Genomic DNA, 1,879 nt, shown 5'->3' with positions numbered 1-1,879 from the left:
GTGGTCGTGTCGGGCCTGTGGACCGAGGTCTGCAATACGACGTTCGCGCTGTGCGCGATGCTCGAAGGCGACTACGAGATCTACATGGTCGCCGACGCATCGGGCGGCACGACGCAGGCCGCGCACGATTTCGCGATGCAGCGCATGGTGCAGGCCGGCGTGGTGCCGGTCACGTGGCAGCAGGTCCTGCTGGAATGGCAGCGCGACTGGGCGCGCCGCGACTCGTACGACGCGGTGATGGCGATCGCGAAGGAGCATTCGGGCGCATACGGGATGGGCGTCGACTACGCGTACACGATGGTCCACAAGGCAGCGCAGCGTACCGCGACGCCGCACGAGTCGATTCCGGCCGTACCGGCGAAGTAACGGGCCGCCGGCCGCGATCGCCGCGCCGGACGCGGCGATCGTCTGTCATCGGCCATGAAGCGGCCATCACGCGTTCAGGCGGTGGGCAGCGCCCACGGCGCGTGCGAGAAATGTTCGGCGAGGAAATCGAGCAGCACCGTCACGCGCGCGGCGCGCAGCATGCCGGGCGGCGTGACGAGGTTCACGTTGATGTCCGCGATCTTCCAGTCGCTCATCACTTCCTCGAGCGCGCCGCGCTGCAGTTCGTCCCACACGAGGAACTCGGGCTGCAGCGCGAGGCCGTGACCGCCGACGAGGGCCGGGAGGATCACGTCCGCGTTGTTGGTGCGGATGCGCCCGTGCACGGACACGCCGACTTCGTCTCCCGACGCCGGATGACGGAAGCGCCAGTGCTCGGGCGTCGGCAGGTTGGTGTACGTGAGGCACACGTGCTGTTCGAGGTCGCGCGGATGCGCGGGCCGGCCGCGCCGGTCGAGATACGCGGGCGACGCGACGAGCGGCCGGCGCACCGCGCACAGGCGGCGCGAGCGCAGCGTCGAATCGCTCAGCTCGGCGATGCGGATCGCGACGTCGAAGCCGCCCGACACGATGTCGACGATGTGGTCGGTGAGCACGAGATCGATGTCGACGCGCGGATAGCGCTCGAGAAACGCGGGCAGCACCGTCGACAGATGGCGCAGCCCGAACGACATCGGCGCATTCACGCGCACGAGGCCGTGCGGCTCGAGCGCCTGCGCGGACGCTTCGTTCTCGATCAGCTCCGCATCGGCGAGCAGGCGGATCGCGCGGTCGCGCAGCAATTCGCCGGTCGGCGTGAGCGACAGCTTGCGCGACGTGCGGTACAGCAGCATCGCGCCGAGGCGTTTTTCGAGGCGTGCGATCGCTTTCGACACGGTGGGTTGCGAGATGCCGAGCAGGTCGGCCGCTTTCGCGAACGAACCGGTCTCCGCGACGCGCGCGAAGATGGCCCAGGCTTCGAGATCAGGAAGATGTTGCATGGTCGGCATGGATGGCAGGGAAGCGAAACGGATGCGATGCGCCGTGCGGGCGGCCTCGCGATGCCGGGGATTCTAATCCGGCCGGGAGAAAAAACATTATGGAATCTTATCTAGTTTCATTGGGCGCCGGTGTGTTGATCGGCGTCGTGTACAGCGTGATCAAGGTGCGCTCGCCCGCGCCGCCGCTGATCGCGCTGGTCGGCCTCGCCGGCATGCTGGTCGGCGCGCAGGCCATCGCGCCGGTTCGTCACTGGCTCGGTTTCTGAGCACATCGAGGACATTCATGAGCGCAACCGATACCCCACCCGATCTCATCCTGCACAACGGGCGCATCACGACGCTCGATCGTGCGAACCCGATCGCCGCCGCCGTCGCGATCAAGGACGGCCGCTTCGTCGCGGTCGGCAGCGAAGCGGACGTGATGCCGCTCGCCGGCCGCGCGACGAAGGTGGTCGATCTCGGCGGCCGCGGCGTGCTGCCGGGCCTGATCGACAACCACTGCCACGTGATTCGTG

The 1,879-nt window shown here is 68.0% G+C and carries 3 protein-coding genes and 1 pseudogene; 3 read left to right on the top strand and 1 reads right to left on the bottom strand.

From position 1 onward, the window contains the following. The coding region (locus H3O04_RS35220; RefSeq protein WP_202589502.1) for an isochorismatase family protein at positions 1 to 366 on the top strand (366 nt) is incomplete at its 5' end. 74 nt (positions 367 to 440) lie between these two features. Here the strand turns inward: H3O04_RS35220 and H3O04_RS35215 are convergent. Next, on the bottom strand, positions 441 to 1,364 hold the full coding sequence (locus tag H3O04_RS35215; protein WP_124478537.1) for a LysR family transcriptional regulator: 924 nt from the start codon (positions 1,362 to 1,364) through the stop codon (positions 441 to 443). Between the two features lie 98 nt (positions 1,365 to 1,462). On the opposite strand from H3O04_RS35215, the gene H3O04_RS35210 reads away from it, so the two are divergent. Then, positions 1,463 to 1,630, top strand: a complete 168-nt coding sequence (locus H3O04_RS35210; protein WP_012328322.1) for a DUF1427 family protein — start codon at positions 1,463 to 1,465, stop codon at positions 1,628 to 1,630. Positions 1,631 to 1,647: 17 nt separating this feature from the next. After that, positions 1,648 to 1,879: pseudogene (locus tag H3O04_RS35205) on the top strand (amidohydrolase); the annotation flags it as partial.

The sequence above is a fragment of the Burkholderia sp. KCJ3K979 genome (assembly GCF_016759955.1).
Lineage (GTDB): Bacteria > Pseudomonadota > Gammaproteobacteria > Burkholderiales > Burkholderiaceae > Burkholderia > Burkholderia orbicola.
The sequence above is the reverse complement of the archived record's forward strand: the minus strand, read 5'-3'. Positions and strand labels throughout refer to the sequence as shown.

What these genes read in the sequence shown, in the direction of transcription:
- H3O04_RS35215 (WP_124478537.1), bottom strand. Translation starts at nt 1,364, where the DNA reads ATGCAACATCTTCCTGATCTCGAAGCCTGGGCCATCTTCGCGCGCGTC.
- H3O04_RS35210 (WP_012328322.1), top strand. Translation starts at nt 1,463, where the DNA reads ATGGAATCTTATCTAGTTTCATTGGGCGCCGGTGTGTTGATCGGCGTC.